Below are 26,013 nucleotides of genomic sequence, written 5' to 3' on the forward strand. Positions count from 1 at the left end.
GGGCGGCCGCACTGGCCGCCCATGTGCCCCGTGACGGGGCGTTCGGCGGTCACGCCGCCTCGGCCAGCTCCTCCTCTTTTTTCTGGTAGGCCTGGGGGGAGAGCCCCAGCAGCTCCTGCACGGTGGAGGCCACCGTGATGGAGGAGAGCGTCCCCACCAGGATGCCGGCGAACAGGGTGAAGGAGAAGCCGTAGAGGGCGTCGCCGCCGAACAGGAGCAGGGCCCCCACGGTAAAGAGGGTGGTGCCCGAGGTGATCATGGTGCGGCTGAAGGTGGCCTTGATGGCCACGTCCGAGCACTCGTGGATCCCCATGCGGGTACGCGACCCCAGCAAGTCCCGCAACCGGTCCGAAATGACGATGCTGTCGTTGAGGGAGTAGCCTATCACCGCCATCAGGCCCGCGATGACGTTGAGGTCGAACTCGATGTCAAAGAGCGCGAGCAGCCCGATGGCAACCAGACCGTCGTGCAGCACCGACACCAGGATGCCGATGGCCTGGCGCCACTCGAAGCGCACCGCCAGGTAGGCGGAGATGGCGAGCGAGGCCACCAGCACCGCCAGCATCCCCTGCTGGAACAGCTCCGCGCCCACCTGGGGCCCGACGATGGTGGTGCGCAAGAGCTCCACCGGCAGGGCGAGTTGCTGCCCCAGCATGGTCGCCAGATCCTCCGCCGCCCAGGGCAGCTCGTGGGGGGGCAGCTTGATGAGCCACTCGCCGGGCACACCGGCGCCGTGCAGCTCCACCACCCCCGCCAGGGGCGCCGTCAGCAGGGCGTTGAGCTCATGGGCCTCCTTCAGGGTCTGGATGCGAAACTCCAGCAGGATCCCGCCGGTGAAATCGAGCCCGAGGGCGAGCCCTTTTGTCGCAAGGACGGCCACGCAGGCCAGGGTCAGCAGCACGGAGGCCCACAGCCCGATATAGCGCCAGCGGGTCAGCCCCATGGCCAGGATCATTCTCAGCATTGTTCTTCCCTCGACGTCAGGTGGTTCAGGCTTCCCGGCAGGAAGTGGTCGGTGCGCAGGTCATGCAGACTCACGGGCGCGGCGTCATGGTGATGAAGTCGGTTCATGGTCAAACCCTCAGCAGCTTGGCGCGGCTGTTGCCCCACAGGGGGTTGATGATGGCGCGGGTGCCCCAGATGCCAGTCACCATGCTGGAGATGAGCCCCAGGATCAGGGTGATGGAGAAGCCTTGCAGCGGCCCGGAGCCGATGGCATAGAGCACCACGGCGCAGATGAGGGTGGTGATGTTGGCATCGAAGATGGTGCGAAACGCCGAGCGGTAACCAAAGTCGATGGCGTTGGCAAGGCTCCCCCCCTCCCGCAGCCGATCCTTGATCCGCTCAAAAATCAGCACATGGGTGTCCACCGCCATGCCGACGGTGAGCACCAGACCGGCGATCCCCGGCAGGGTCAGCACGGCCCCCGGCAATACCGCCAGCATGCCCACCTGCATCAGCAGGTTGGCGACCAGCGCCGTGATGGCGACCCAGCCGAACTTGCGATACCAGGCCATCATGAACAGCATCATGCCCGCCATGCCGAACGCCAGGGCGGTGAAGCCCGCCTCGATGTTCTGCAGACCCAGGGTCGGGCCTATGCTGCGCTCTTCCAGGATCTTCAGCGGCGCGGTGAGGGCCCCGGCCCGCAGCAGCATGGCGAGCTCCTGGGCCTCGGGCAGGCTGCCAATCCCGGTGATGCGGAACTGGTTGCCAAGGGCGGTCTGGATGGTGGCGACGTTGATCACCTCGCTTCGGGCGCGCAGCTTGCCTTCGGCGTTGGTCTTGTACTCGGTGAAGACGGTGGCCATGGGCTTGCCCACGTGCTGGCGGCTGAACTGGTTCATCTTGCTCCCCCCCAGGGTGTCGAGCACGATGTTGACCTGGGGCTGCCCCATCTCCCCCATGTTGGCGCGGGCATCGACGATGTGCTCGCCGCTCAGCACCGGCTGGCGGGCCAGCCCCACCGCCTGGCCGCTGCGATCCGCCATGAAGAAGCGGCTGTCGGCCTTGGCTTCATAGAAGGCCAGGGACGCGGTGGCGCCGATCACCTCTTTCGCCTGCTTGGGGTTGTGCACCCCCGGCAGCTCGATGCGGATGCCGTCCTGCCCCTGACGCACCACCGAGGCCTCGACGATGCCGAGCTCGTTGATCCGCTTTTTCAGGATCGACAGGTTCTGGGTCACGGCGTTGTTCACCAGCAGGGTGCGCTCGGCGTCGCTCAACACCAGGGTCAGTGCATTGCCGGAACGGCTCAGTGTCCACTGATCCTGGCGGGTACCGGCACTCTCCTTGATGATGGAGAGCCAAGCCTCCTGCCCCGTCACGTCGGGCAGGGTGACGGCCACGCTCCCCTGGGCGGTGCGCATCACGCTGGCGCCGCGCAGGTTGGCCTCGCGAAAACGGGTGCGCAGGGTATCCACCAGGTTCTTGGTCTGGTTGTCGATGACGAAATCCACGTCCACCCCGATCAGCAACTGGGAGCCACCGCGCAGGTCCAGCCCGAGCTTGATGGGGTCGGCGCCGAGCCGGCTGATCCAGGCCGGGGCGTTGGAGTAGAACTCCAGGGTCAGGGCGGCGCTGTCCAGCCCCTGCTGCTCCAGCAACTGCTTGGCCAGTTGCTGCTCCCCCTGGCTGGCGAACACCAGCGCCATCCGGCCACCCTGGGCGATCTGCTTGAGGGGGTCGATGTGGTTCTCGGCCAGCAGGGTGCGCTGCGCGTCGCTCAGGCGCGACTGGCCGTGCAGACCGAGGGAGGGCTGCTCACCGAAGAAGGTGGGCAGGGAATAGAACGCGAACGTGACCAGCATCAGCAGCAACAGGGCGTACTGCCACAGGCTCATGCGGTTCAACACGGTATGACTCTTTTTTCTCATGAAATCGGCCTCTGTCAGGCGATGGCAAGGGGCGACACCGGGGTCGCACCGTGCAAAAAAATGAAACAAGACAGCCTAGCCGTTCACTAAAAGTGAACAGCAACAGAGAGAAGATGAGGCAACAGGTGGCAAGCTGACCCCATCGGGGTCAGGCAAGGAAACTCTGGGCGAAGCGGTACTGCAGATGCCGGCGCTGCAGGCGGCGCCTGTGAATGCCGGCGAAGTGATCGCGAAAGCTCGTCCCCGGGTAGAAGAGGGCGGCATAGAACAGTAGGCCGCACAGCAGCAGCAGGATCGCCTGCTGGGACCAGCTCATCACCAGCTCGTAGACCACGCTGCCGGGCTGATGATCGCGGCTCAGGGAGTGCTCGAGGCGCAGCAGGTGATTCTGGTGGGAGCCGACGAACTTGACGATGCCATCGTCACTGCCGCTGACGCCGTGGGCCACCGGGCTTGCGTCGGCAGGTGCCGCCCCCTCCGCCAGCGAGTGGGCCTGCTGGGCCGAGGGCTGGAACGCGGGTACCTTGACCCCCTCCACCGAGAGGGTAGAGAACAACAGTGCGAGGGTGATGAGCAGGGTCATCGCCGCCAGTTTCACGTTGTCGGTCAGGTTCAAAAGTTAATTCCCACACAATAGAAAGGGCAAGCTACCACAGCCTGCCCCACAAGAACAAGGGCGGCAGGCCCGGGGCCCGCCGCCCTTGTGTTGTCTCACCGCGTCCTCAGCGGCTGCGGGTCATGCCCTCGAAGTCCTCGGCATAGTCCTTGAGCAGGGTGTAGAGGTGGGCCCGCTGGGAGAGATCCATAGAGTGGCTGAGATCGCTCAGCCACTGGATGGTGCGCTGGCGGGACTGGTCCGTGTAGCCGGTGAAGCGGCCATCCATCAGGCCGTCCCCCTGCTGGAGCAAGCGGGTCAGCTCCTGGCCGAAATCCGGACTCTGGCGCTGTTTCATCAGCCGATCAAGCTCCTTGGTCCAGGCCTCCTGAAAGTCGAGCCAGGGGGCCATCATCTCGTATTGCCACTCGGCCCACTGCGTGATGAGAGGCTCCTGGGCCGGCTTCACCTTGCCAATCCAGAACACCAGGCGCTCGTTCATCTTCTCCCGAAATCCCTTGATCATCTCGGCCTTCGACTGGGTGGCAAAATCGTGCTGACGCTCCTGCTGGCGCTTCACCCGATCGGCCATGAAGCGAGCCACCTGCTCGTCGGTCAGGGTCTTGGCGAGGCGCACCGTGCGGGGAATGGCGTTCTCCAGGGTGCGGGTCAGGCTCGCCTGGGTTCTGTCCAGATGCAGGGTCACCTGGGCCGGGCTCATGGGGCTGGCCACCGCCTTGGCCAGGGCATCGAGATCCCGGGCATAGATGGGCAGCTCATGCTGCCGGTGCCAGGCCATCAGCCCCTTCACCTCCTGGTCCAGCAGCTTCTTCTGGCTGCGGTCCAGGGAGAAGTAGTCGTCCAGTTGCCAGACGATGGCCGAGTCGAGCCAGTAGTAGATCACCCGGGTGGCGCAACCCGTCAGCAGCAGGCAGAGCAGCAGCAGGCTCCAGCTACGCGGTTGACGCCATGAGAATGTGGTCACCATGCATGCCTCCCATTCATTGAATACACGCGTCGCGCGGGCCGTTGCCGGGCATCACTCCAGGCGCTGGCGGTTGATGTCGATCAGGGCCTGATACTCGGGCCCGGGTTGCTGTTCGGCCATCAGCAGCGCCCACAGCAGGCCGATGTAATCGACCCAGGGCAGGAAGGCATCGGCCTGGAATCCCCGGGGCCCCAGCCCCGTCACTGCCCCGTCCATGGCTTCAAGATAGCAGCTCTCCAACTGGCACCGCTGCTCTTCGCTCCAGCCGTGGGTGCGCTGAATGCTGGCGGCCTCGAACCCCGGATGGCCGGCGGCGCCGTACTCCCAGTCGATGACCCAGGGCCGCGACCCCAACAAGTTAGCCGGATTGAGATCGTGATGGCAAGGGAGCCAGCAGTCGTCCGGCTCCCGGCTCGCGAGCAGGGCCCGCTCCAGGGCGGGCAGCCAGGGAGGGATATGGGTCAGACGCTGCCGATAACCGCCGCTGTGGGCCCGCACCGCCATCACCACGGTCGGCACCGGCAGGCGGTGCAGCCGCACCAGCACATCCGCCATCAGGCGGGGTTGCGCGGCGAGAGGCGGCGCCTGCTCGGCCCAGTTGGGTTCGTCGCACCACGCCAGCAGCATCAGGCCGGTGGCGGGATCGCCGTGATGACAGGGCAACGCCAGCCCCTGCCCCACCGCCCCCTGGTAGAGCTGCCACTCGGTGGCCCGGTCGATGCCAAGGCGCACCGGATCCGGATGACCGCGGCGCAGGAAGGCCTGCTCGCCAGTGGGGAGGCAGAGCCGGTAGTTGCCGTTGGTCAGGCCCTGGCCAAGCGGCTCAAGGCGCCCCTGATCCCAGGGCGCCGGCAGGCTGGCGAGGAGCGCCAGCTCCGCCAGATCCCCCTGCCCCCGCGGGTCCTCACCAGCCAAAGGTGGACTTCTTGGCCTGTTTGCGGATCTCTTTCTGATCGGCCCACAGCAGTTCGCCGTTCTCCACATCCATCAGGTTCATGGTCATCTGGTAGTAGACGTCCTTCACCTTGCCGTTGTCCTTGACGATGCTGGCGAGGTTGCCATAGACCATGTAGCGGGCACCGGTCTGCTTGCCGAGCCGCACCATGGTGGCGGGATCCACCATGCCGCTGCCCTGCTGGTATTCGAGCTGCTGCTTGACCGCCGCCACCTTGCTCATGTCCACGAAGCGGAACTTGCCCGAGCGCAGCAGCTTGGTGCGGATAGTGTCGGTGATGGCCTCGGTGTCGATGTGCTCCGAGGTCTTGTTGCGGATGGAGTCCATGAACATCACCGGGCGGCCCCCGGCGGTGATCTCGCTGGTGGCCGGGGACGCCAGCATGGAATCCGCCATCTTGTCGGCGATGGCCTGCAAGTCGGAGGAGCCGTAATCGACGGTCACCGTCTCGGTCTCGGTGGGATCGCCATAGCTGACGGTGGTGCTGGAGCAGCCGCCCAGCAGCAGGGCGCCGGTCAGGATCAGCAGGGCATGATTCATTTTCATCAGTAGGATTCCTCCATCACTTCGCGAACGTAAATCCGGTAACCCCGTGCAGCCGGGCTCGGCGCCAGGGCGGACAGGGTACGGGTCTGGTAGCCATGCAACTTGAGGGGGGTCCAGCCGCGGCCATCGCTGGCCACCTCCTGCCCCGCGTCGTCATACCAGTAGAAGAGATATTGCAGCGTGTTGTCACCACGCTGGGTGCTGGCCGCCGCCACGTTGACCTGCAACAGGCCGTTCTGCTGGCGCCGGCTGAGTTCGGTCAGGGTGACGTTGACGTTTTGATGCTGCTCGGCCACCGCCGCCGCACCGGCCGCGCCATAGAGCGCCACGCCGGAAGTATTGGTGGCACAGCCCGTCAGCAGCAGAACCAGGCCCAGGGCCAACCCTTGTGCTTTCATCTTGTTCTCCTTGCCGGTGGCCGTCGGCCTGACCGGTCATTCATCTGAGTTGCCATATCCGGTTCCCCCTAGAGGGGCATCACCCGGGTCGTGAGCCCGCTCCCCAGGCGCTGTACCCACACCAGGGTGGTGCGCCCGGCGTGGACGCTGAGTGGCAGGGTGCGCATGGCGCTGCCCGCCCCCAGGGTCAGGGTGACGTTCCCGGCCGGGACCATCCCCTGCCAGCTCGAGGCCTTGGCGGGCAGCGTCAGCCAGCTGCGGGTATCCGCCCGCTCCGAGAGGGTGTTGAAGATCCCCACCAGGATGTTGCCCACATTCCCTCCTTCCTTAGCGGCAGTGCGCCGCACCTGCTCCTTGGCCACCAGCCGCAGGGCCTGCCGGGTCAGCATGCCGGGCAGCCGCTCCTGCAGATCCTTGGCCGCCAGCGCCTCCAGCCTCACCAGCTCGCTGGTCTGCGCCACCCCCTTGCCCACCGACAGGGTGAGCGGGGCGCCGTCGCTGGCCCGATTGTCGTAATAGGGCACCGCCACGGTAAAGGTACGAAAATCGCCGCTGGAGGTGGAGATGGGCAGCGGCAGGAAGAGCTCCCGGCGCGCCGGGATCAGGCCATCTTCAAACAGCACCACCAGCTGGCCCTGATCCTTGGCCAAGGGCGGCGCCTTGCGGCCCATCCGTTGCTCGGTCTCCTTGAGCTCCTCGGGAGAGCCGCGAAGCCGGGCCAGGCGCAGCAGGGCATCCTGCAGGCTCTGGTTGTCCGGCGCTATCTGGTAGCCGCGCTGGTAATCGACCCAGGCGTCGTTGAGATCCCCGGCCGCCTCGTAGAGCACGCCGGAGAAATAGAAGGTGTAGGCGTTCTGGAAACCGTTTTCCACCTGGCCTATCAGGCGATCGAGCTCGGGGGCGCCGCGCGACATCAGCTGGCGCATCTCCCCGGCTTCGTCCTCCCGATCCACCTCCTGCGCGGCCTTGCGCACCTCGTCGGCCCGCCGTTTAAGGGCCTGCTCCTGCACCTGATTGGCACGGCGCACCTCTACCAGGGCGCCGTCGGCATCTCCGCGCTGTAAGTAGTTGAGCGCCAGATAGTGGTGCAGCATGGTGCGCTCGTAATCGGGCGCCTGGTAAGCCAGGGTCTGATCGTTGGTGAGCAGGCTGCCCGCCTGGGCCAGTCCCTGGCTCAGGCGGTACTCGGCCTGATTGTCTTCCCACGCAAGCCGGCTGTCGGCGGCGGCAAAGGCCTGCTTGCTGGGGCCGTCCTGACCCGCCAGCCAGGCGATGCGCCCCTTCTCCAGCTGGTCGAGCACGAAGGTGTCGTCCCCCGGGGTCGATTCGCGCACCTCGGGCAGGGCCTCGGCGGCATGGCCCAGCAGCAGCTGGTTGCGCAAGGGCACCATCTGATCCGAGTAGGAGACGAACATGTCTTTCCACTGGGAGGCACAGCCCCCCAGCAGCAGACCGGCCAACAGCAAGCCGGTCGACGTGACGAGGCGCATCACAGGCTCAGCAGGGGTCCCAGGGGCTCGCCACCGACCAGGTGCAGGTGGATGTGATAGACCTCCTGCCCGCCGTGGCGGTTGCAGTTCATGATGAGGCGGTAGCCGTCCTCGGCGATGCCCGCGTCGCTGGCGAGCTTGCGGGCCACGGTGAACATCCGGCCCAACGCCAGCTCGTGATCCGGCTCCACGTCATTGACGGTGGGGATGAGCACGTTGGGAATAATCAGGATATGGGTCTTGGCCTTGGGCTGGATGTCGCGAAACGCGGTCACCAGATCGTCTTGATAAAGGATGTCGGCGGGGATCTCCTTGCGGATGATTTTGCTGAAAATGGTTTCTTGCGCCATGGGTAACTCCTTTATAGGAAAAAGAAAATTCAATACAAAGCTCAAGCGGCTCCCAAACAGGCCGCCGCAACGCGCCAAGTGTGACACAAGCCGACATTTGGCACAGCCGTTGTCCCAATCGCTTCAGTTATTGTGAAGAATACCGATAGCGAGGAGACGTCCCGCGAACCACAACGGCATCCCCCTCGGGGCATGCAGGGTATCAAAGGGACGGGGTACTCAGGCAAGGGACTTTTGCACAGACAGCGGGACAATAATGAAACAAACAATGTCAGACCTCTCGATCTTACAGAGAGTCTATCTGGGCTTTGCCATCCTGGTCGCCGTCATGGTCGCCAGTGCGGTACTAACCTTTCGCGGCCAGAGCGAACTCAGCGGCGCCCTGGATCAGGTGACCCAGGAGTCCATGCCGCTGGTACTCGCCAGCAGCCAGACCCAGATAAGCCTGCTCAGCGCCAACAAATGGCTCACCGACGTGCTGACCGAGCAGGATCTCAAGCAACTGCCGGCGGAAGTGGCCGAGTTGCAACAGGCCAAGGGCCAGGTCGACAAGATGGTCGCCAGCCTCAAACAGCAGGTGGCGGTTCATCCCCAGTTGCAGGCGGACATGACTGCCCTCGTCAAGCTGGTGGATGACTACCTGCAACTGACCCAGACCCTGCCCGGCGAACACGAGGCCCTGCTCACCCGGCTGCACAAGGTCAATCAGGCCAAGGGCCAGTTCCAGGTCAGCCTGCCCCAGTTCAAGAAGAACCTGGGGGACATGATGGTCACCATCGACGACAGCTTCATCAAGATGCTCTCCGAGACCCTGACCACCAAGCTATCCGCCATCGAGCTCTCCACCATGGATGCCCTCAACCAGAGCATCCCCGCCCCCATCGAGGCGGCGCTCAAGCGCAACAAGATGCAGATCGAGGGCTTCAACAGCACCATCAAGGATCTCCAGGGGGAGCTCAAGGACTTCGACAACAACATGGGCCACTACGTCCATGGCTTCGTGCGCGACACCACGGGCAATGACGGCGTGCTCTCCCAATACCTGGCCCTGATGAAGCAGCAGCAGGCCATGCGCGAGCAGAGCAAGCAGGCTAGCCAGCTCATCCTCAGCATCCAGAACAAGCTGGAGGGGATCACCGCCCAGAGCCAGCAGCTGATGAACGCCAGCATCCAGGCCTCCGATCGGGTGCAGACCCAGAGTACCCTGACCCAGGGGATCAGCATCGCCATCGCCATCTTCGTCGCCATCCTGGTGGCCTTCACCCTGGGCAAGGCCATCCGCCGCCCCCTGAAAGAGCTGCTGCGGGTGCTGACCGAGGTGACCCAGGGTGACATGACCCAGCGCGTCGGCTTCAAGAGCCAGAACGAATTCGGCCAGCTCGCCAGCCAGATCAACCTGCTGATCCACCAGATGGGGGATGTGCTCAAGCAGCTCTCCCAGGCTTCGACCCAGCTCAACAGCGCCGCCCACGACAACCGCCACACCACCGAATCGGTGCGGGCGGATCTGGAGAAACAGCGTCAGGAGACCGCCTCGGTCGCCGCCGCCATGACCCAGATGGAGGCCTCGGTGCGGGAGGTGGCCCAGGCCGCCAACCAGACCCTGGAGCGGGTGCAGGATGTGGAGAAAGCCTCCGAGATGGGGCGCAAAGTGATGGCAGGCAACATCACCACCACCCACCAGCTCGCGGGCAAGCTGCAGCAGACCGGCAAGGTGATTGGCGACGTGAGCGCCATGAGCGGCCAGATTGGCAACATCCTCGACGTCATCCGCGGCATCGCCGAGCAGACCAACCTGCTGGCCCTCAACGCCGCCATCGAGGCGGCCCGCGCCGGCGAGCAGGGACGCGGGTTTGCGGTAGTGGCCGACGAGGTGCGCAACCTGGCTGGCCGCACCGCCCAGTCCACCAGCGAAATCCAGACCATGATCGAGAACCTGCAGCAAGGCGTCGCCCGGGCAGTCAACGTGATGCAGGAGTGCTCCCGCGAGATGGACAGTTGCGTGGATCAGAGCTCCCAGGCCAACAACGCCATGGAAGAGGTACAGGGCATCGTGGTGCTCATCAGCGACATGTCCAGCCAGATAGCCTCCGCCGCCGAGCAGCAGCAGGCCACCAGCGCCGACATCGCCACCAACCTCAACCGCATCTCCGACATCTCGGATCTCAACTATCAGGGCATAGAGCGGGTCGCCGAGACCAGCCAGCAGCTCGACTCCCTTGCCGAGCAGCAGGAGGGGCTGGTCCAGCGCTTCCGCCTCAGTGCCTGATGGCCACGACCCGATACGACAAGGCCCCGCATTGGCGGGGCCTTTTCATGGCAGCGAAGAACCTGGCTCAGGCGTAGGCGATGGCGCCCTTGCCGACCCCTTCATAGGCGACAATCTTGACGAACTTGTCCCCTACCTGCTTCTTCACCTCGCGGGCGATGTAGTGGGCCAGCAGCTCGATGGTAGTGTCGGTGTCGATCATCTCCACCTCCACCGCCGGCATGGCGAGCTGGAACAGCCCCTGGGGCGCCACGTACTTGAAGCCGATGTAGTGAGCGTCCCCTTCTTTCAGTGACGCCTCGGCCCGCTCGCTCAGGGCGAGTTCGCCAAGGACCACTCTGTCCTCTTCGGTGCCCAGGTAGATGTCGGCCCAGCGCTCGGCCCAGTTGAACTCCAGCTCCTCGTCACGCTCTCCATCCACCAGGATCTCGACGGGAGAGCGGTGGCCGTGGGCGATGCGCTGGCAGTTGCCGTCGTGCTTCTTGAGGCCGTGGCTGTAGTGGTAGAAGGCGCCCTCGATGCGCTCCTGGCGCAACGTCAGGGAGAGATCCTTGATGTTGCCCGGCAGACGCTTGGCCAGTACCCCCAGCAGATAGCGGGTCACCGACTCTTTATCCACCTGGGGGGCGGGAATGAAGGCAAAGCCCTGGGCCGGGCAGCGCAGGTGGATGGCGCGACCCGGACGCAGCAGATCCACGGTGCTCTCGTCGTTGTCCAGCGCGTTGACATGGACCAGGGGACATTCCGTCGGCACCAGCAGCTTGTGATCCACCTCTTCATCGATGATCGACTTGATGAGCTTCTTCACCCGACCGAAGTCCAGCAACATGCTCATCTCGTTGAGCTCGCCACTCATCTCGATGTCCACCAGCCAGCTCTCGCCCACCATGCCGCGGCGCTCGCATAAATAGCTGGAATCGATCACAGTCAAATCTCTAACAAATAACTTCATTACTCAGGCCTTGCTACAGAGAAAGTGCAGTTTGCGATATTATGACCCCGGATTATCGGCAAAGGAACTGGAACCCCCCATGAACAAATTGCTTATCAAGAATGCCACCCTGGTCAACGAAGGCCGCATCTATGCCTCCGACGTCCTGATCGAGGGTGAGCGGATCGCCCGCGTCGCCCCGGACATCAGTGCCCCCGATGCCGTGGTGATCGATGCAACGGGCCGTCATCTCATCCCCGGGATGATCGATGATCAGGTCCACTTCCGGGAGCCCGGCCTGACCCACAAGGGAACCATCGCCAGTGAATCCCGGGCCGCCGTGGCCGGTGGCACCACCAGCTTCATGGAAATGCCCAACGTCAATCCCCAGACCACCACCATCGACGCCCTCGAAGCCAAATACCAGATCGCCGCCAACTCCGCCGCCGCCAACTACAGCTTCTACCTGGGTGCCACCAACGACAACCTGGAAGAGATCAAGAAACTCGATCCCAAGCAGTCCTGCGGCATCAAGATCTTCATGGGGGCCTCCACCGGCAACATGCTGGTGGACAACCAGGAGACCCTGGCAGCCATCTTCCGCGAGAGCCCGGTAATGATCGTCACCCACTGCGAGGACACCCCGTCCATCAAGGTGCTGGAAGACGAAGCTCGCGCCAAGTGGGGCGAAGACGTGCCCATGCGCGAGCACGGCCGCATCCGCAGCGCGGACGCCTGCTACAAATCCTCCAGCATGGCGGTCTCCCTGGCCAAGCAGTACGGCGCCAAGCTGCACGTGCTGCACCTGACCACGGCGAAAGAGCTCTCGCTCTTTACCGCCACCCCGGATCTGAAGGATCTCAAGGACAAGAACATCACCGCCGAAGTGTGCGTACACCACCTCTTCTTCAACGAGGCGGACTACGACACCCTGGGCAGCCAGATCAAGTGCAACCCGGCGGTGAAGAGCGCTGCCGACCAGCACGCCCTGCTGGATGCGGTACGCAACGACGTGCTCGACATCATCGCCACCGACCACGCCCCGCACACCTGGGAAGAGAAGCAGAACAGCTACTTCAAGGCGCCGTCCGGCGTGCCCCTGGTGCAGCACTCCCTGCAGGCGCTGCTGGAGCTCTACCACAACGGGGTCTTCAGCCTGGAAACCATCGTCAAGAAGACCTCCCACGCGGTGGCCGAGCGCTTCCAGGTGCAGGATCGCGGCTACATCCGGGAAGGCTACTTCGCCGACCTGGTGCTGCTGGATCTCGGCAAGCCCTACGTGGTCACCGACAGCAACCTGCTCTACCTGTGCGGCTGGTCCCCGTTCAACGGCTACCGCTTCCAGAGCACCATCGAGATGACCCTGGTGAACGGACAAATAGCCTGGCAGAACGGCCAAGTCACCGACAAGGTATTGGGCAAGCGACTCACCTTCAACCGCTGATCTGGATGATGACCGCTTCCAGCGCGCCCTGCTTGAGATGACCCTGGTCAACGGGCAAATAGCCTGGCAGAACGGCCAAGTCACCGACAAGGTATTGGGCAAGCGTCTCACCTTCAACCGCTGATCTCGGCTTGAGAGCATCACGCCAAACGGCCACCTCCGGGTGGCCGTTTTTCCTGCAAGACAGCGGTGAGGTGCCGACAAAATGCACCACTGGTCGCACTTTGATCCGAAGTTGCTCGCAAAGCAGGCAAACGATCTCGAACCTGAATTTCCCCTGTTGACAGGGTCGGGGCATCTCCATAAACTCCCTCCCCGTCAGCCGAGCTGACTCCGTCGGTGTGTAGCGCAGCCAGGTAGCGCATCTGCATGGGGTGTAGAGGGTCGGAGGTTCGAATCCTCTCACACCGACCAAATTCCCCGAGAAAGGCCTTGTCAGACGACAAGGCCTTTTCTTTTATGGTCTTCCACCGCGATTGTCTCTCCGATCCCTTTGTGCTGTAGTAAAACCCCCTTTGCCAAGCGGCCCGCATCATGTTGCCTTCCCTTCGTACTTTCTGCACCCTTGCCCTCAGCGCCCTGCTGGTCGGCCAGCTCGCGGGCTGCGCCACCGCCTATGACAGTGAAAAATCGTTCTGGAATGGCCAGACCGGTTTTTCACAGACCCAGCTTGGCCCGGCCCGCTGGCAACTGGAGTTTGTGGGAAACGATCTGGTGGACAGGGAAACGGCGCGCAAATACGTGCTCAAGCGGGCCGGTGAGGTGGCACTGGCAAAGGGATACCCCTGGATTCGGGTCGAGACGCTGACCCTGTCGCGGGATGCCGTCAGGGTCACCCCGACCCGCCCCCAATTCGGGTTCGACGAGTACGAGCCAGACACCTTCATGGACGACATGCAGGTGGAACATCGCACCTCGGCCCTGCTCGTCTTCACCCTGGAGGCCAGCCCCCGGGACGCACAGAGCATGGAAGCCGTTTATCTCGCAAAAATTAAAATAAACAGCGATTAATACAAATAAATCACAAGATGCATATCAAATGCAGCTAACAACAGCGCAAAACTCCGAAACAAGTCACTGGATTTCCCCTTCGCGATTAGGCATGCTCCAGCACACCGGCTGTCTGGATTCCACCGCCCGGATCACAAAAAAAAGGACTGAGGCGGCCCCTCGCCGCCTGCACAGGCATTGCACCTATCGAAACCGGAACTCCCCCATGAAAATGAACAAGTTGACCGTTGCCATCCTCATTGCGATGTTGCTTGGCATCGTGACCGGGCAGGGTTATCGCCTGCTCGCGCCCGCACAGGCCGCAGGCTTTGCCGATGACATCACCCTGCTGACCGACATCTTCCTGCGCCTCATCAAGATGATCATCGCCCCCCTGGTGTTCACCACGCTCGTGGTCGGTATCGCCAAGATGGGCGACACCCGCACCGTGGGCCGCATCGGCGTCAAGACCCTGGGCTGGTTCATGCTCGCCTCCCTGATGTCCCTGACCCTGGGGCTGGTCATGGTCCACCTGATGCAACCTGGGGTGGGGCTCTCCCTCTCCCTGCCCGATGACGGCGCCAGCTCCGGCGTGGCTGCCACTGCCATCTCCCTCAAGGATTTCGTGACCCACGCCATCCCGAAAAGCGTGGTCGAGGCGATGGCCACCAACGAGATCCTGCAGATCGTGGTCTTCTCCCTCTTCTTCGGGCTGGCCGCCGCCGCCCTGGGGGACGACGCCAAGCCCGTGGTCAAACTGATGGCCAGCGGCGCCGAGATCATGCTCAAGGTGACCGGCTACGTGATGAACTTCGCCCCGTTCGCGGTGTTTGGCGCCATCGCCGCCATGGTCGCCAAGGAGGGGCTCGGCATCCTCGCCACCTATGGCACCTTCATGGCCCAGTTCTATCTGGCGCTCGGCTGCCTCTGGCTGCTGCTCATCGCCATGGGCAGCCTCTTCATCCGCCGCCGCATCCTGACCCTGCTCGCCCTCATCCGCGAGCCCATCCTGCTGGCCTTCTCCACCGCCAGCTCCGAGGCCGCCTACCCCAAGACCCTGGACAGGCTGGAGAAATTTGGCTGTGACAAGCGCATCGCCAGCTTCGTGCTCCCCATGGGCTACTCCTTCAACCTGGACGGCTCCATGATGTACTGCACCTTCGCGGTGATGTTCATCGCCCAGGCCTATGGCATCGAGCTCTCCACGGCCCAGCAGATCACCATGCTGCTGCTGCTGATGGTTACTTCCAAGGGAATGGCCGGGGTGCCCCGCGCCTCCCTGGTGGTGATTGCCGCCACCCTCAACCAGTTCCACATCCCGGAAGCGGGCATCCTGCTGCTGCTCGGTATCGACCACTTCCTCGACATGGGGCGCTCCGCCACCAACGTGCTGGGCAACGCCATCGCCGCGAGCGTGGTGGCCAAGAGCGAGGACAGCCTGGGGGAGACCGCCCCCCTCGGCGAGGTGGACACCGCCAAGGCGTGATCCCCTGACCCCCATGGCAACGGCCCGCCTATGCGGGCCGTTGCCATATGCCTGATGGGGCACACCGCGCCTCAGCACCAGCACCTGACCTGCCGGCAATAGTCGTCATAGGCATCGCCGAATTGTCGCCGCAGCGCCTGCTCCTCCGCCAGGATCTGGAAGCGGGTAAGCCAGCCCCAGAGCAGCAGCGGCCCGAGCCACACTGCCATGCCTCCCAGATAGCACGCCAGCGCCAGGGTCCAGCAGAGCAGCCCCAGGTACATGGGATTGCGGCTGATGCGATAGACGCCCCGGGTCACCAGTACCCGGCTGCTCTCCAGCCGCTGGGGGTGCACAGTGGTGCGCTGCTGCCAGAAATGCAGAAGCGCACCGCCCCCCAGCAGGGCTCCCGCCAGCCACAGCGTGGCGACCAGCACCAGCCACATGGCGAGCACGATAACGACGAACAGCAGCAACGGTGGAATCCGCAACGTCAGCTTCATATTTTCTTCCTGCAACACGTGCCACGATTGACGCCGTTGAGATACACTCCCAGAGTCGGCATCTGGATAAAAAGTGAAATATATCATTAGCATAGCAACATGCTATGACCAGCCATGCCGCAGCTCGCCTCAGCGATGAGCCCAGCCTCAACTCAAGACAATAAGAAAGGACTTGCCCCATGCACAAGAAAACACTGCTCGCGACCCTGATCTTTGGCCTGCTGGCCGGCCAGGCGGTCGCCGCCCCCTATCTGCCGCTCGCCGACGACCACCGCAACGGTCAGGAACAGACCGCCGCCAACGCCTGGCTGGAAGTGGATCTCGGCGCCTTCGAGCACAACATCCAGACCCTGAAGAATCGCCTCGGTGACAAGGGCCCGCAGATCTGCGCCATCATGAAGGCGGACGCCTACGGTCACGGCATCGACCTGCTGGTCCCTTCCGTGGTCAAGGCAGGCATCCCCTGCATCGGCATCGCCAGCAACGAAGAAGCACGTGTTGCTCGCGAGAAGGGCTTCGAAGGTCGCCTGATGCGGGTGCGTGCCGCCACCCCGGATGAAGTGGAGCAGGCCCTGCCCTACAAGCTGGAGGAGCTCATCGGCAGCCTGGAGAGCGCCAAGGGGATCGCCGGCATCGCCCAGCGCCATCACACCAACATCCCGGTGCACATCGGCCTGAACTCCGCCGGCATGAGCCGCAACGGCATCGATCTGCGCCAGGACGATGCCAAGGCCGATGCCCTGACCATGCTCAAGCTCAAGGGGATCACCCCGGTCGGCATCATGACCCACTTCCCGGTGGAGGAGAAAGAGGACGTCAAGCTGGGGCTGGCCCAGTTCAAGCTGGACTACCAGTGGCTTATCGACGCCGGCAAGCTGGATCGCAGCAAGCTCACCATCCACGCCGCCAACTCCTTCGCCACCCTGGAAGTGCCGGAAGCCTACTTTGACATGGTGCGCCCGGGCGGCATCATCTATGGCGACACCATTCCCTCCTACACCGAGTACAAGAAGGTGATGGCGTTCAAGACCCAGGTCGCCTCCGTCAACCACTACCCGGCGGGCAACACCGTCGGCTATGACCGCACCTTCACCCTCAAGCGCGACTCCCTGCTGGCCAACCTGCCGATGGGCTACTCCGACGGCTACCGCCGCGCCATGAGCAACAAGGCCTATGTGCTGATCCATGGCCAGAAGGCCCCCGTCGTGGGCAAGACCTCCATGAACACCACCATGGTGGACGTCACCGACATCAAGGGGATCAAACCCGGTGACGAGGTTGTCCTGTTCGGACGCCAGGGTGATGCCGAGGTGAAACAATCCGATCTGGAGGAGTACAACGGTGCCCTCTTGGCGGACATGTACACCGTCTGGGGCTACACCAACCCCAAGAAGATCAAGCGCTAAGCAAATTGCTGACATGAAAAAGGGCTCCCGAGGGAGCCCTTTTTACTGCGCCGTTCATGCCGCCTTTTTGCGGGTCATCAGCAGACTCAGCCCCATGGAGGCCAGCAGGATCAGCGCCACCACGCCAAGGGCGATGCCGGTCGGTATCTTGAAGATATCGAGCAGCAACATCTTGACCCCGATGAACATCAGGATCAGCGCCAGGCCGTATTTGAGCAGGGCGAAGCGATCGGCCACCCCGGCCAGCAGGAAGTACATGGCGCGCAGCCCCATGATGGCGAAGATGTTGGAGGTGAGCACGATGAAGGGATCCGTGGTCACCGCGAAGATGGCCGGGATACTGTCCACCGCGAAGATGAGGTCGCTCACCTCCACCAGCACCAGGATGAGCAGCAGCGGGGTCGCGTAGCGCACACCGTCACGCCAGACGAAGAACTTCTCCCCCTCCAGCGTCTCGGTCACCTTGAAGCGACGACGCATCCAGCCGAGCAGGGCATTGTTCTCGAGATCCGGCTCCTTGTCGGCCGCCCACAGCATCTTGGCACCGGTCAGCAGCAGGAAGGCCCCGAACAGGTAGAGGATCCAGTGGAACTGCTCGATGAGCCAGCTGCCCGCGAACACCATGCCGGCGCGCATCACGATGGCCCCCAGCACCCCGTAGAGCAGGACCCGGCGCTGCAGCTCCGCCGGGATGGCGAAGTAGCCGAACAGCATCAACCAGACGAAGACGTTGTCCACCGCCAGTGCCTTTTCGATGAGGTAGCCGGTGAGAAACTCCAGCCCCTTCTGGTTCGCGATCTCGCGCCCGGCACTGTGATCCAGCCAGAGCCAGATGGCCAGGTTGAACAGGAGCGCCACGCTGACCCAGATGAGAGACCAGATGCCCGCCTCTTTCAGGGACACCTTGTGCGCCTTGCCGCCACCGACAAAGCGGATATCAATCCACAACAGGACCAGCACTATGCTGAAGAAACCGGTCCACATCCACCATTCACCCATTTTCACGTCTCCCAAAACGACAAAACCCACGGCCGGGAGGCAGTGGGTTCGCGTTTGGAGCAGATACACCTTGCCTCTCGGCAAGGTCTCACTTACAGCCGATTGACATCGACTGCCCGGCTGCCGGGTGCACTGCAGGATATGGGTGCACCGTAATGACGACAAACCGGCGAGAAGTTACTCCCCTTGTGCGGCGGATAGTAGCAGCGACAACCGCTGGCGCCAAGAGGCATCTTATCCCCCATGCAATAAAAAGGGCGCCAGCACGCGCCCTTCTCGATACGGTTCTCCTTAAAACCTGTTTACGAGCTGTCGCGAGAGGTCGTCAGCAAGGTAAAGAGCAGCGCAGGAACCGGAATGTATATGAATACATGAGCACTCTTTGTTACAAACAAGCGAGCAGCGCATGAGCCTTGATCACGGCCTCGCAGCAAGATCGTTAACAGGTTCTCAGAGCGGATCCACCTTGAGACAGGAAACCGCGTGGTCGAAGTTGCCCTCGAGCTGGGGCCGGGTCTTGGCGCACTCCGGACCTGCCACCGGGCAGCGGGTACGGAACACGCAACCGGAGGGCGGATTCATGGGGGATGGCAGGTCCCCTTCCAGGATCTGGATGGTCTTGCTGCGCTCCACGTCCGGATCCGGGATGGGCACTGCCGACATCAGCGCCTTGGTATAGGGGTGCAAGGGGTTCGCGAAGATCTCCTTGCCGGTGCCGAGTTCCACCGCGTTGCCCAGGTACATCACCAGCACCCGATCCGAGATGTGCTTCACCACGGAGAGGTCGTGGGCGATGAAGATGAGGGAGAGCCCCATCTCCTTTTGCAGGGATTTCAGCAGGTTCACCACCTGAGCCTGGATGGAGACATCCAGCGCCGAGACCGGCTCGTCACAGATGATCATCTTGGGCTCGAGGATGAGCGCCCGGGCGATGCCGATGCGCTGGCACTGACCACCGGAGAACTCGTGGGGGTAGCGGTTCACCAGGTTGGGCAACAAACCCACCTTGGTCATCATGGTGCGCACCTTCTCCTTCACCTCCTCCTTGCCCAGAGCCGGGTAGAAGGTGATGAGGGGCTCGGCGATGATGTCCCCTATGGTCATGCGCGGGTTGAGCGACGCCAGCGGGTCCTGGAAGATCATCTGGATCTCCTTGCGCTTCTCCCGCAGCGCCCCCTGTTCGAGCTTGGTCAGATCCTGCCCGAGCCACACCACCTTGCCGTCGGTGGCCGGCACCAGGCCGATGAGGGCACGGGCGAAGGTGGACTTGCCGCAACCGGACTCCCCCACCACGCCCAGGGTTTCCCCTTCGTAGAGGCGCAGGGTGACCCCGTCCACCGCCTTCAGGGCGGAGGGCTTGGCCCAGGGCCAGGCCTTGTCACTCTTGATTTGGAAGTGAACCTTGAGGTCGGACACTTCCAGCAGCAGTTTCTTGTCAGTACCCATTTAGTTCACTCCCTTGATGATGGCATCCGACACCCAGTGGCAGGCCCGCTCCCGCCCGTCATTGAACGGGGTGAGGATGGGGGACTGCTGGCCGCAAATCTCGTGTACCCGGTGGCAGCGCTCCTGGAAGGGGCAACCGGTGGGCAGACGCAGCAGGTTGGGCGGATTGCCCGGGATGGTGGGCAGCACTTCCCCTTCGGTGTCGAGACGGGGAATGGCGCGCAGCAGACCCTCGGTGTAGGGGTGGCTCGGCCGATAGAAGATGTCGTTCACCTTGCCGTATTCCATGGTCCGGCCTGCGTACATCACCAGCACCTTGTCGCAGATGCCGGCCACGACGCCAAGATCGTGGGTGATCATGATGATGGCGGTGTTGAACTCGCGCTTGAGCTCGTTCATCAGGGTCATGATCTGGGCCTGTACCGTCACGTCCAGCGCCGTGGTCGGCTCGTCGGCGATGAGCAGCTGCGGCCGGCACAGGAGCGCCATGGCGATCATCACCCGCTGGCGCATGCCGCCGGAGAACTCGTGGGGGTACATGTTCATCCGCTTGCGCGACTCGGGGATCTTCACCGCATCCAGCATGCGCACCGACTCCTCGAAGGCGGCAGCCTTGGTCATCCCCTTGTGCAGCATCAGCACTTCCATCAGCTGATCCTTGACCTTCATGTAGGGGTTCAGCGACGTCATGGGGTCCTGGAAGATCATGGCGATCTTCTCGGAGCGGATCTTGTTGAGCTTGTGCTCCGGCAGGTTCAGGATCTCGTCCCCCTGAAATTTGGCCGAGCCGGTGATGACACCGTTCTTCGCGAGCAGCCCCATGATGGCAAAGGCAGTCTGGGACTTGCCTGAGCCTGACTCCCCGACGATCCCCAGGGTTTCGCCAGCAGAAAGAGAAAAGTTGAGGTCGTTGACGGCCACCACATTGCCGTCCGGGGTCTTGAACTCGACCCGCAGATCTTTCACATCCAGTAATTTCATCTCAGTACTCCTTATCGCGCTGTCGTGATGGGGGCCTGCCCGTGGTGAACGCGGTGCGTTCCCTGAACGGGTCTGATGGCCCCTTGGCGTCTTGCCGGTCCCTGGGTATCAGCGATCCTTGGGATCCAGGGCATCACGCAGACCATCCCCGAGGAAGTTGAAGCAGAACAGGGTCACCACCATGAAACCGGCGGGGAACAGGAGTTGCCAGATGGCCACTTCCATCGACTTGGAGCCTTCATCCAGCAGGGCGCCCCAGCTGGTCATGGGCTCTTGCACGCCCAGACCCAGGAAGCTCAGGAAGGATTCGAACATGATCATCCCCGGCACCAGCAGGGTGGCGTAAACCGCCACTATCCCGAGCACGTTGGGCACGATATGACGGGTGATGATCTTCCACTTGGAGACGCCGCAGACGTGGGCCGCCTCGATGAACTCCTTGCTCTTGAGACTCAGGGTCTGGCCGCGCACGATCCGCGCCATGTCGAGCCAGCTCACCGCCCCGATGGCGAGGAAGATGAGGGCCAGATTGCGACCGAAGAAGGTCACCAGCATGATCACGAAGAACATGAAGGGGAAGGCGTTGAGGATCTCCAGCACCCGCATCATCAGGCTGTCGACGCGACCGCCGATGAAGCCGGACGCGGCGCCGTAGAGGGTGCCGATGATGACGGCGACCAGGGCCCCCATGATGCCGACCATCAGGGAGATGCGTCCGCCGAGCAGGGTACGCACGAACAGGTCGCGCCCCAGGCTGTCTGTGCCGAACCAGTGGCCGGTCTCCATGTCCGGGGCACTCTGCATGGCCCCCCAGTCCGGGTCATCGAACGTGTACTGGGACAGATGCGGCCCCACGATCACCGCCAGACCGATGATGGTCAGGATGATGAGGCTGGTCAGGGCCGCCTTGTTGCGCAGGAAACGGCGACGGGCATCCTTCCACAGGGAGCGTCCTTCCACCACTTCCACTTTCTGGGCGAACGCCTCGACGGCTTCGCGCTTTTCAGTTGTGACTACCATGATGTACTCCCGGCTTAGTAACGGATCTTGGGATCGATGACGGCATAGAGAATATCGACCACGGCGTTAAAGGTGATGGTGAGGGCGCCGACCAGAATGGTCAGACCGAGCACCATGGAGTAATCACGGTTGAGGGCACCGTTGACGAACAACTGGCCAATCCCCGGCAGGCCGAAGATGGTCTCGATGACCACAGAGCCGGTGATGATGCCCACGAAGGCCGGTCCCAGGTAGGAGACCACCGGCAGCATGGCCGGGCGCAGCGCGTGTTTCAGGATGATGTGGCGCAGCGGCAGCCCCTTGGCACGGGCGGTACGGATGAAGTTGGAGTTCATGGTCTCGATCATGCTGCCCCGCATGATGCGGGAGATGGCAGAGATGTAGTACATCATCATGCCAAACACCGGCAGCACCATGAACTGGGCCCCGCCCCCCTGCCAGCCCCCCGCCGGGAACCAGCCGAGGTAGATGCTGAAGAAGAGCACCAGCAAGGGCGCCAATACGAAGCCGGGTATCACCACCCCGGCCATGGCCGACGACATCAGCAGATAGTCGATGAGGGTGTTCTGTTTCAAGGCCGCAATGGTGCCGAAGGTGACCCCCAGGGTCACCGCCAGCAGGAAGGCGACCGAGCCTATCTTGGCGGAGACAGGCAGGGCCTGGCTCACCAGATCATTGACGGTGAAGTCCTTGTATTTGAAGGAGGGCCCCAGATCCCCCTGGACCAGGTTGCCGAGGTAAGTGAGGTATTGCATGCCGATGGGCTTGTCGAGGCCATATTTGGCTTCGATGTTGGCAAGCACTTCCGGCGGCAGGGCGCGTTCGCTGGTGAAGGGGTTGCCCGGGGCGAAGCGCATCATGAAGAAGGAGACGGTGATCAAGACCAGCAGAGTCGGGATCGCTTCCAGTAGACGTTTAAGGATGAATTTCAACATAGACATTTCCTGTCCTGTACTGCTTCCAAAGGGTCGCGGTTGTAATAAAGGCCCGCCGTCTGGCGGGCCCTGCTTGTTATGCGACTTGTTTCTTTACTCAGTGAGCAACGATGTACATGTCTTTGCTGTAGATGTTGTCCAGCGGGTTGGCCGGGTAGCCGCCCACGTAGGGCTTGACCATGCGGGAGGTCACGTACTGATAGATGGGGGCGATCGGCATGTCCTTGGCCAGGATCTCTTCGGCCTGGACATAGAGCTTGTTGCGCGCCTCGGCATCCACCTGGTTGCGGGACTCGCTCATCAGCTTGTCGAACGTCGGGTTGGAGTATTTGCCGTCGTTGTTGCCGTGAGTGGTCTGCATCAGATCCAGCATGGAGGAGGCTTCGTTGTAGTCCGCAATCCAGCCGGCGCGGCCCACGTCGAAGTTACCCTGCTTCTTGGTCTCCAGGTAGGTCTTCCACTCCTGGTTCACCAGGCTCACCTGCACGCCGAGCTTCTTCCACATGGAGGCGACGGCCACGGCCACCTTTTTGTGGTTGTCGTCGGTGTTGTAGAGCAGCTCGAACTTGAGCGGCTTGCCCGGGCCGTAACCGGCTTCGGTCAGCAGCTCTTTCGCCTTGGCATCGCGCTCTGCCTGGGTCAGCTTGGACCAGGCCGGCGCCACCGGCTTGAAGCCATCTACAAAGTCAGGCACGAGCGTGTAGCCCGGGGTTTCACCCTTGCCCATCACCTTGTCGGCGATCACGTTGCGATCGATGGCATAGGAGAGGGCGGTACGCACCCGCACGTCGTCAAACGGCTTGTGCTTGAAGTTGTACTGGTAGTAGTAGGTGCCCACATAGCCGCTGACCTTTACTTCGTCCGGCAGCTCTTTCTTCATCTGCTTGAAGCGTTCGATGGGCATGTTGTAGGTCAGATCCACTTCGCCAGCCAGATAGCGGTTCAGCTCGGCGTTGGTGGACTGGATGGGCAGGTAGGTCACCTTGTTGATGACGGTCTTGCCGTTGTTCCAGTAGTTGGGGTTGCGCTCGACGTCGACGCGCTCGTTGACCACCCAGTCCTTCAGCACGTAGGCGCCGTTGGATACCATGTTGCCGGGCTGGGTCCACTTGTCACCGAACTTCTCGATCACCTTCTTCGGGACCGGATAGGTGGTGGTGTGGGAGAGCATGCTGACGAAGTAAGGCACCGCCTTCTCCAGCTGCACCTCGAAGGTGTGATCGTCCACCGCCTTCACGCCCAGGGTGTCGGCCGGCTTCTTGCCCGCGATGATGTCGGAGGCATTGATGATGGTCGGGATCTCCATGTACCAGGAGTAGGGAGAGGCCGTCTTGGGATCCACTGCGCGCTGGAAGGCAAAGACGAAGTCATGCGCGGTGACGGGATCCCCGTTGGACCACTTGGCATCCTTGCGCAGGTGGAACACGTAGTGTTTGTTATCCTTGGTTTCCCAGGACTCGGCGACACCGGGCAGGGTTTCGCCCTTGGGGCCGGAGGAGACGAGACCTTCGAACAGGTCACGCAATACGTTGGATTCGGGGGTACCTTCCACTTTCTGGGGATCCAGGGTGGCGGGTTCGGAACCATTGCCTTTCACCAGGGTTTGCTCGGGAGCAAGCTTGGTACCGGCGGGGACATCGGCGGCGTGAGCCAGGGTGGCGCCACCGAAAAGTGCAGTCAATAAAAGGGTATTAATAATTGTTTTTCTATGAGTCATTTCCATACTCCAACAAGAACATTCCATGCATTTGTTATCCACGAGACAAACACCTCGCTGCCCGCATAATTCCCTGACAATTCTGATAATGCAATAGATATCATCAGGAACAGGCCGCTTTCATGGTCAAAAAAACAACTTAAAACCATTTATTCAGCATTTAAATATCCCGTAGCGGTCGTTTTTCGTACAAGGCCGCTCGATTCTAGGAAATGACCAACAAAAAAGAAACAATAAAAAGCCGGTCACAAGGACCGGCTCCGACAAAAACGGACCTGGCTCACACCAGACCGGGGAAGACTCCCTTGATGCCCGCCACGATGATCTCGATGCCAAGGGACATCATGATGAGACCCATGATACGGGTCACCACGTTGATACCGGTGTTGCCCATCAGCTTGAACAGCAGGGGAGCGGCGCGGAAGATGAGCCAGGAGCAGCAGGCAAACGCCACCACCACCACGAACATGCCGGCCATCTGGGGCAGGGTCTTCTGGCTGGCATAGACGATGGAAGAGGAGATGGCACCGGGTCCGGCCATCAGCGGCAGTGCCAGGGGCACCACGGCAATGGATTCACGCGCAGCCAGTTCACCCTTCTCCTGCTTGTTGTGCTTCACCTCCCCCAGCTTGCCCTGCAGCATGGACCATGCGATCAGGGTAATCAGCGAGCCACCGGCAATGCGAAACGACGCCAGGGAGATGCCGAAACTGTCGAGGATGAGCTGTCCCATGCACATGGAGACCATCAGGATGATCATCACGGCAATGTGGGCGGTGGTGTTGGTCTTGCGTCGCTCCTCCGGCGACATGTGGCCCGTCAGGCTCACAAAGACCGGCAACAGACCCAGCGGGTTGATGATCGCGAACAGGCCGACGAAAAATTTCAGGTATAAAGAGAAGTCTATTGCTGCCATAGGCGCCATCCAGAACCAATACGAGCCACAAGGGGCCAGCCCCCAAACTGCGCGTAAATTTACACCATGGCTTTTCCCTTCTCCAATCAAATAATCTCACCCTTACCGGGGCTTTTTAGTTAGTTCCGCTAATGTATCGACAAAATTCAACATATCGGGTTGTTAAGGGAGAGAGGCCACCATTAACATCGCCTGGTGCCATCGCAGCGCGTTATATCAACCCTCAGCCAAGAAACGATATTTTCGGTAAATGGCACCCTTGCTTCTTACCACGCCTGCTTGCCGCCCCCACCCGCTCCTGTGACCCCGATTTTGGCCTTTCTCACCCTGGTGCGGCGCCAGTGGGGCCGGCTGTGAAGAGGTGACGCGCTCCCTGCCACCGCCAGATGTGCTGTTTCGCCAGGGCGACTGGATGAAAACAACAACCCCTTTCTCAACATAAATGAAACGTCAGGGGAGTGGACGTTCTGCCACCATCACGGCGATACCGCCTCCCCCCATCCCGGTCAAGGCGAGAATTCATCGGATCCCCTTCCCTGAGCAGATATTCCAAGGGCGCATGACAGCAGCTCATGATGCCAAGAAAGGATGACACACTCCCGTAACATAGTGGTGCGACAAGGAGTGAAACAAAATTTCTTTTGTTCTTTTGTTACATATGATCCAGATCAATCTTTTCTGACACATCCCGACCCTATAATCGAGTCAGAAAACAGTTTACTAAGGCATGTAAATACCCCGTTATGGTGATTCTCGCCTTGACAAGGTGGCTATAATTGCCGGGCATTGCCAA

General features: G+C 62.1%; 24 protein-coding genes and 1 tRNA gene. 6 read left to right on the forward strand and 19 right to left on the reverse strand.

Annotated features, from left to right (window positions below; translation table 11 throughout):
* Positions 1-49 precede the first annotated feature (49 nt).
* The 9 genes from secF to hinT form a co-directional block, all read right to left on the reverse strand.
* Positions 50-964 carry a protein translocase subunit SecF gene (secF, locus tag AB5Y59_RS17430; protein WP_180344870.1) on the reverse strand — a complete coding sequence of 305 codons (915 nt, stop codon included), beginning with the start codon at positions 962-964 and terminating at the stop codon, positions 50-52.
* Between the two features lie 109 nt (positions 965-1,073).
* On the reverse strand, positions 1,074-2,876 hold the full coding sequence (secD, locus tag AB5Y59_RS17435; RefSeq protein WP_042863668.1) for a protein translocase subunit SecD: 1,803 nt from the start codon (positions 2,874-2,876) through the stop codon (positions 1,074-1,076).
* A 148-nt stretch (positions 2,877-3,024) separates the two neighbouring features.
* Complete coding sequence (locus AB5Y59_RS17440; protein WP_042883117.1) at positions 3,025-3,492, reverse strand: hypothetical protein; 468 nt, start codon at positions 3,490-3,492, stop codon at positions 3,025-3,027.
* A 106-nt stretch (positions 3,493-3,598) separates the two neighbouring features.
* Positions 3,599-4,459, reverse strand: coding sequence for a DUF6279 family lipoprotein (locus AB5Y59_RS17445; protein WP_041215412.1), 861 nt, complete (start codon positions 4,457-4,459; stop codon positions 3,599-3,601).
* A gap of 51 nt (positions 4,460-4,510) precedes the next feature.
* Entirely contained in the window at positions 4,511-5,374 is an 864-nt protein-coding gene (locus AB5Y59_RS17450; RefSeq protein WP_139739578.1) for a phosphotransferase, read from the reverse strand.
* The gene (lpoB, locus tag AB5Y59_RS17455; RefSeq protein WP_010674346.1) at positions 5,364-5,960 is read right to left on the reverse strand and encodes a penicillin-binding protein activator LpoB; all 597 of its coding nucleotides are present in this window, start codon (positions 5,958-5,960) and stop codon (positions 5,364-5,366) included. The genes AB5Y59_RS17450 and lpoB overlap by 11 nt, the downstream gene beginning before the upstream one ends.
* Positions 5,960-6,358 (reverse strand): YcfL family protein, encoded by a 399-nt coding sequence (locus tag AB5Y59_RS17460; protein WP_010674345.1) that lies wholly within the window; start codon positions 6,356-6,358, stop codon positions 5,960-5,962. Before AB5Y59_RS17460 ends, lpoB begins: the two co-directional genes overlap by 1 nt.
* A 68-nt stretch (positions 6,359-6,426) precedes the next feature.
* Complete coding sequence (locus tag AB5Y59_RS17465; protein WP_180344869.1) at positions 6,427-7,848, reverse strand: COG3014 family protein; 1,422 nt, start codon at positions 7,846-7,848, stop codon at positions 6,427-6,429.
* Positions 7,848-8,198 (reverse strand): purine nucleoside phosphoramidase, encoded by a 351-nt coding sequence (gene hinT, locus AB5Y59_RS17470; protein ID WP_010674343.1) that lies wholly within the window; start codon positions 8,196-8,198, stop codon positions 7,848-7,850. The genes AB5Y59_RS17465 and hinT overlap by 1 nt, the downstream gene beginning before the upstream one ends.
* Positions 8,199-8,454: 256 nt before the next feature.
* Here hinT and AB5Y59_RS17475 point away from each other — a divergent pair, with 256 nt between their 5' ends.
* Entirely contained in the window at positions 8,455-10,467 is a 2,013-nt protein-coding gene (locus AB5Y59_RS17475; RefSeq protein ID WP_041215416.1) for a methyl-accepting chemotaxis protein, read from the forward strand.
* A 67-nt stretch (positions 10,468-10,534) separates the two neighbouring features.
* Here AB5Y59_RS17475 and AB5Y59_RS17480 read toward each other — a convergent pair whose 3' ends face one another.
* Complete coding sequence (locus tag AB5Y59_RS17480; protein WP_368212439.1) at positions 10,535-11,419, reverse strand: 6-carboxytetrahydropterin synthase; 885 nt, start codon at positions 11,417-11,419, stop codon at positions 10,535-10,537.
* A gap of 79 nt (positions 11,420-11,498) precedes the next feature.
* Between AB5Y59_RS17480 and AB5Y59_RS17485 the strand changes: the two genes are divergently transcribed.
* Positions 11,499-12,842 carry a dihydroorotase gene (locus AB5Y59_RS17485; RefSeq protein ID WP_039038976.1) on the forward strand — a complete coding sequence of 448 codons (1,344 nt, stop codon included), beginning with the start codon at positions 11,499-11,501 and terminating at the stop codon, positions 12,840-12,842.
* On the opposite strand, the gene AB5Y59_RS17490 is transcribed toward AB5Y59_RS17485, so the two are convergent.
* Complete coding sequence (locus AB5Y59_RS17490) at positions 12,832-13,146, reverse strand: hypothetical protein (RefSeq protein WP_041212845.1); 315 nt, start codon at positions 13,144-13,146, stop codon at positions 12,832-12,834. The two genes, AB5Y59_RS17485 and AB5Y59_RS17490, sit on opposite strands and share 11 nt — an antisense overlap.
* Positions 13,147-13,179: 33 nt before the next feature.
* Here AB5Y59_RS17490 and AB5Y59_RS17495 point away from each other — a divergent pair.
* From AB5Y59_RS17495 to AB5Y59_RS17505, 3 genes are all read left to right on the forward strand, one after another.
* A tRNA-Pro gene (locus AB5Y59_RS17495) sits at positions 13,180-13,256 on the forward strand.
* Positions 13,257-13,376: 120 nt separating this feature from the next.
* Positions 13,377-13,853 carry a hypothetical protein gene (locus AB5Y59_RS17500; protein WP_041212844.1) on the forward strand — a complete coding sequence of 159 codons (477 nt, stop codon included), beginning with the start codon at positions 13,377-13,379 and terminating at the stop codon, positions 13,851-13,853.
* A 205-nt stretch (positions 13,854-14,058) separates the two neighbouring features.
* Positions 14,059-15,318, forward strand: a complete 1,260-nt coding sequence (locus AB5Y59_RS17505; RefSeq protein ID WP_104455728.1) for a dicarboxylate/amino acid:cation symporter — start codon at positions 14,059-14,061, stop codon at positions 15,316-15,318.
* A gap of 71 nt (positions 15,319-15,389) precedes the next feature.
* Here AB5Y59_RS17505 and AB5Y59_RS17510 read toward each other — a convergent pair whose 3' ends face one another.
* Complete coding sequence (locus AB5Y59_RS17510; RefSeq protein ID WP_319908995.1) at positions 15,390-15,800, reverse strand: isoprenylcysteine carboxylmethyltransferase family protein; 411 nt, start codon at positions 15,798-15,800, stop codon at positions 15,390-15,392.
* Between the two features lie 179 nt (positions 15,801-15,979).
* Between AB5Y59_RS17510 and alr the strand changes: the two genes are divergently transcribed.
* On the forward strand, positions 15,980-17,206 hold the full coding sequence (gene alr, locus AB5Y59_RS17515) for an alanine racemase (RefSeq protein WP_319908994.1): 1,227 nt from the start codon (positions 15,980-15,982) through the stop codon (positions 17,204-17,206).
* Between the two features lie 54 nt (positions 17,207-17,260).
* Here alr and AB5Y59_RS17520 read toward each other — a convergent pair whose 3' ends face one another.
* The 7 genes from AB5Y59_RS17520 to AB5Y59_RS17550 all read right to left on the reverse strand — a co-directional run bounded on the left by AB5Y59_RS17520 (position 17,261) and on the right by AB5Y59_RS17550 (position 25,220).
* Positions 17,261-18,205 carry a TerC family protein gene (locus AB5Y59_RS17520; protein WP_029314355.1) on the reverse strand — a complete coding sequence of 315 codons (945 nt, stop codon included), beginning with the start codon at positions 18,203-18,205 and terminating at the stop codon, positions 17,261-17,263.
* A gap of 450 nt (positions 18,206-18,655) precedes the next feature.
* Positions 18,656-19,651: a murein tripeptide/oligopeptide ABC transporter ATP binding protein OppF gene (gene oppF, locus AB5Y59_RS17525; protein WP_103259900.1), complete on the reverse strand. Its 996-nt coding sequence runs from the start codon at positions 19,649-19,651 to the stop codon at positions 18,656-18,658.
* Positions 19,652-20,632 (reverse strand): ABC transporter ATP-binding protein, encoded by a 981-nt coding sequence (locus AB5Y59_RS17530; protein WP_048207411.1) that lies wholly within the window; start codon positions 20,630-20,632, stop codon positions 19,652-19,654.
* 108 nt (positions 20,633-20,740) lie between these two features.
* The gene (gene oppC / locus AB5Y59_RS17535) at positions 20,741-21,652 is read right to left on the reverse strand and encodes an oligopeptide ABC transporter permease OppC (RefSeq protein WP_010674331.1); all 912 of its coding nucleotides are present in this window, start codon (positions 21,650-21,652) and stop codon (positions 20,741-20,743) included.
* Between the two features lie 14 nt (positions 21,653-21,666).
* A complete protein-coding gene (oppB, locus tag AB5Y59_RS17540; protein WP_010674330.1) occupies positions 21,667-22,587 on the reverse strand; it encodes an oligopeptide ABC transporter permease OppB in 921 nt (306 codons plus the stop codon).
* 97 nt (positions 22,588-22,684) lie between these two features.
* The gene (locus tag AB5Y59_RS17545) at positions 22,685-24,304 is read right to left on the reverse strand and encodes an ABC transporter substrate-binding protein (protein WP_041212840.1); all 1,620 of its coding nucleotides are present in this window, start codon (positions 24,302-24,304) and stop codon (positions 22,685-22,687) included.
* 280 nt (positions 24,305-24,584) lie between these two features.
* Complete coding sequence (locus AB5Y59_RS17550; RefSeq protein WP_010674328.1) at positions 24,585-25,220, reverse strand: YchE family NAAT transporter; 636 nt, start codon at positions 25,218-25,220, stop codon at positions 24,585-24,587.
* Positions 25,221-26,013: the final 793 nt, after the last annotated feature.

Source organism: Aeromonas sp. s10 (genome assembly GCF_040907975.1).
Classification (GTDB): Bacteria; Pseudomonadota; Gammaproteobacteria; order Enterobacterales; family Aeromonadaceae; genus Aeromonas; species Aeromonas caviae.

Coding starts and splice junctions, on each gene's coding strand:
- AB5Y59_RS17520 (WP_029314355.1), bottom strand. CDS start 18,205: ATGGGTGAATGGTGGATGTGGACCGGTTTCTTCAGCATAGTGCTGGTC.
- AB5Y59_RS17510 (WP_319908995.1), bottom strand. CDS start 15,800: ATGAAGCTGACGTTGCGGATTCCACCGTTGCTGCTGTTCGTCGTTATC.
- alr (WP_319908994.1), top strand. CDS start 15,980: ATGCACAAGAAAACACTGCTCGCGACCCTGATCTTTGGCCTGCTGGCC.
- secD (WP_042863668.1), bottom strand. CDS start 2,876: ATGAGAAAAAAGAGTCATACCGTGTTGAACCGCATGAGCCTGTGGCAG.
- AB5Y59_RS17500 (WP_041212844.1), top strand. CDS start 13,377: ATGTTGCCTTCCCTTCGTACTTTCTGCACCCTTGCCCTCAGCGCCCTG.
- AB5Y59_RS17545 (WP_041212840.1), bottom strand. CDS start 24,304: ATGACTCATAGAAAAACAATTATTAATACCCTTTTATTGACTGCACTT.
- AB5Y59_RS17465 (WP_180344869.1), bottom strand. CDS start 7,848: ATGCGCCTCGTCACGTCGACCGGCTTGCTGTTGGCCGGTCTGCTGCTG.
- oppB (WP_010674330.1), bottom strand. CDS start 22,587: ATGTTGAAATTCATCCTTAAACGTCTACTGGAAGCGATCCCGACTCTG.
- AB5Y59_RS17505 (WP_104455728.1), top strand. CDS start 14,059: ATGAAAATGAACAAGTTGACCGTTGCCATCCTCATTGCGATGTTGCTT.
- AB5Y59_RS17550 (WP_010674328.1), bottom strand. CDS start 25,220: ATGGCAGCAATAGACTTCTCTTTATACCTGAAATTTTTCGTCGGCCTG.
- AB5Y59_RS17460 (WP_010674345.1), bottom strand. CDS start 6,358: ATGAAAGCACAAGGGTTGGCCCTGGGCCTGGTTCTGCTGCTGACGGGC.
- oppF (WP_103259900.1), bottom strand. CDS start 19,651: ATGGGTACTGACAAGAAACTGCTGCTGGAAGTGTCCGACCTCAAGGTT.
- AB5Y59_RS17485 (WP_039038976.1), top strand. CDS start 11,499: ATGAACAAATTGCTTATCAAGAATGCCACCCTGGTCAACGAAGGCCGC.
- AB5Y59_RS17530 (WP_048207411.1), bottom strand. CDS start 20,632: ATGAAATTACTGGATGTGAAAGATCTGCGGGTCGAGTTCAAGACCCCG.
- AB5Y59_RS17490 (WP_041212845.1), bottom strand. CDS start 13,146: ATGGAGATGCCCCGACCCTGTCAACAGGGGAAATTCAGGTTCGAGATC.
- lpoB (WP_010674346.1), bottom strand. CDS start 5,960: ATGAAAATGAATCATGCCCTGCTGATCCTGACCGGCGCCCTGCTGCTG.
- hinT (WP_010674343.1), bottom strand. CDS start 8,198: ATGGCGCAAGAAACCATTTTCAGCAAAATCATCCGCAAGGAGATCCCC.
- AB5Y59_RS17480 (WP_368212439.1), bottom strand. CDS start 11,419: ATGAAGTTATTTGTTAGAGATTTGACTGTGATCGATTCCAGCTATTTA.
- AB5Y59_RS17475 (WP_041215416.1), top strand. CDS start 8,455: ATGAAACAAACAATGTCAGACCTCTCGATCTTACAGAGAGTCTATCTG.
- AB5Y59_RS17445 (WP_041215412.1), bottom strand. CDS start 4,459: ATGGTGACCACATTCTCATGGCGTCAACCGCGTAGCTGGAGCCTGCTG.
- oppC (WP_010674331.1), bottom strand. CDS start 21,652: ATGGTAGTCACAACTGAAAAGCGCGAAGCCGTCGAGGCGTTCGCCCAG.
- secF (WP_180344870.1), bottom strand. CDS start 964: ATGCTGAGAATGATCCTGGCCATGGGGCTGACCCGCTGGCGCTATATC.